Raw genomic sequence first — 2,305 nt, forward strand, 5'->3', positions numbered from 1 at the left:
CCGGCCCGCCCATGTTCCGCTCACCCGCCGTCCAGGGCCCGGCGCCCGGCCACCGCCAGCGGACGCACCAGCTCCCCGATGCCCTCGAAACCCGGCCCGGCCGTCCTGCCCTGCTGGTGCCGGTAGTGGATCCCCTCCAGGATCACCGCCAGCTTGAGGAACCCCAACGCCACGTACCAGGGCAGCCCGGAGGCGTCCCGCCCCGAACCGGCCACGTACCGGGCGACCAGTTCGTCCTCACCGGGGAACCCGGGCACGGTGCCCGCGTTCACCGGGTCCTGACCGTCCAGGGGGGCGCGTCGCCCGTACACCACCAGCATCCCCAGGTCCGTCAACGGATCACCCAGGGTGGACATCTCCCAGTCGAGCAGGGCCCGCACCGTCCCGTCCGGACCGAACACCGCGTTGTCCACCCGGAAGTCGCCGTGCAGCAGGGTGGGGGCGGGGGACACCGGCACCGCCGTGGTCAGCGCGGCGTGCAGCCCGTCCAGTTCGGGTGTGGGACGGCTGCGCGACCCCTCCAACTGGCGCCACCACCGCCGCAACTGGCGGTCCAGGAACCCGGACGGGCGGCCGAAGTCGCCGAGCCCGACGGCGTCGACGTCGACCGCGTGCAACTCCACCAGCCGGTCGACGAGGCACCGTCCGACGCGGCGGGCGTGCGCGGCCCCGTGGCCCCGCAGCGACTCCGCGTGCGGGACCTCGCCCTCGACGAACTCCATCACGAAGAACGGCGCGCCGAGCACCGCCGGGTCCCGGCACAGCAGGAAGGGGACGGGGGCCGGAACCGGGGTGTCGGCGAGGGCGGCGAGCACCCGGTGTTCCCGGCCCATGTCGTGCGCGGTGGGCAGCACGTGCCCCAGCGGGGGCCGGCGCACCGCCCACCGCCGGGTCTCGTCCCACACCCGGTAGGTGAGGTTGGACCGGCCCCCCGTCAACAGCCGGGCCCGGAGCTCGCCCACCACGCCCCCCGGCAGGTGGTGCGCCAGGTGGGCGCGCAGGCGCGCGAGGTCCAGGCCGGGCGGGTCAGCGGCGTTGCTCCCGGGTACGTGCGCACTGTCGTCATCGCTCATGTCCCCGATCGTCGGGGCGGAAGCGGCCACCGGAACCGGAGACTGTGGCGCCGCACACACTCCGGCGGGGTGGGTGTGTGCGGCCGCCATGACTTGGAACGCGCCGCTGGACCCGCCGAACGGCCCGTGCTGTCGTCGGTCCACCAGCCGGCGCACCACCGCCGGCGCCGTCCCGGGGAACGGACCGTCCACATCCCACCACCCGCCCTTCGCCACCCGGCAGGGGCCGCGGGGTCGGGACACCGCCGCGTCCGCGTCCGCCCCGACCAGCACCGGAGAGGAGGCCAGCCACCGTGACCACCGAGCCGCACCCCACCACCGCCGCCGGTCTCCGCGTCGACCGGCTCGACGTCCGCTACGGACGGGCACTGCCGGCCGTGCGCCAGGTGTGCCTGCGCGTCGAACCCGGTTCGGTCGCCGCGCTCCTCGGGGTGAACGGGGCCGGCAAGAGCACCCTGCTGCGTGCCGTGTCGGGAACCCTGCCGCTGCACGGTGGTGCGGTGACCGGCGGAACCGTCGAGGTGGACGGCCGGCCGGTGGACTGGCGGGACGCGGCGGCCACGGTCGCGGTCGGCGTCGTACAGGTCCCGGAAGGACGCCGGGTCTTCCCCGCGCTGTCGGTGGCGGACAACCTCGACGCCGGCGCCCTCGGCCCCCGCCCGGCCCGGGGCGCTCGGCGCCGCGCCGCCCGCGACGAGGTGTACGACCTGTTCCCCGTGCTGGCCCGGCGACGTCGCCAACACGCGGGCACCCTCTCCGGCGGTGAGCAGCAGATGCTCGCGATCGGCCGGGCGCTGATGGCCAACCCCCGGCTGCTGCTGCTCGACGAACCCTCCCTGGGACTGGCGCCCCGGGTGGTCCAGACCGTCGCCGAGGTCATCCGCCAGATCAACCGGCGCGGGGTCACCGTCGTGCTGGTCGAGCAGAACGCGGCCCTGGCCCTGGGGATCGCCGACCACGCCCACGTCCTCGACCTGGGCCGGGTGCGGCTGTCCGGCCCGGCGGCCGAACTCGCCGCCTCCGACGAGGTCCGACGGCTCTACCTCGGGGAGGCCCCCGGCGCGCCGGAGCCCAACACGGCGGAGCCCGAGGCGGCGCACGCCGGCCCGGCCGGGGCCGCCACCGGGGTGGACGTCGAGCCGTCGGCCCCCACGCCGTCCCACGGCGACCAACCCCCGACTCGTCGCCGTGCCGACACCCGGACATCCGCCGCCGCCGGCCCCGCCGCCCCG

Annotated in this window: 2 protein-coding genes; one reads left to right on the forward strand and one right to left on the reverse strand. The window is 76.4% G+C overall.

From position 1 onward, the window contains the following. Positions 1–20: 20 nt before the first annotated feature. Positions 21–1,073 (reverse strand): phosphotransferase family protein, encoded by a 1,053-nt coding sequence (locus ACTIDRAF_RS31450; protein WP_052168973.1) that lies wholly within the window; start codon positions 1,071–1,073, stop codon positions 21–23. Between the two features lie 293 nt (positions 1,074–1,366). Here ACTIDRAF_RS31450 and ACTIDRAF_RS31455 point away from each other — a divergent pair. Continuing rightward, a partial coding sequence (locus ACTIDRAF_RS31455) for an ABC transporter ATP-binding protein (protein WP_016701521.1) occupies positions 1,367–2,305 on the forward strand: 939 nt, incomplete at its 3' end.

It is taken from the genome of Actinoalloteichus spitiensis RMV-1378, from assembly GCF_000239155.1.
Lineage (GTDB): Bacteria > Actinomycetota > Actinomycetes > Mycobacteriales > Pseudonocardiaceae > Actinoalloteichus_B > Actinoalloteichus_B spitiensis.

Bases quoted from the DNA above. Each gene is read 5' to 3' on its own strand.
- ACTIDRAF_RS31450 (WP_052168973.1), bottom strand. From the start codon at position 1,073: ATGAGCGATGACGACAGTGCGCACGTACCCGGGAGCAACGCCGCTGAC.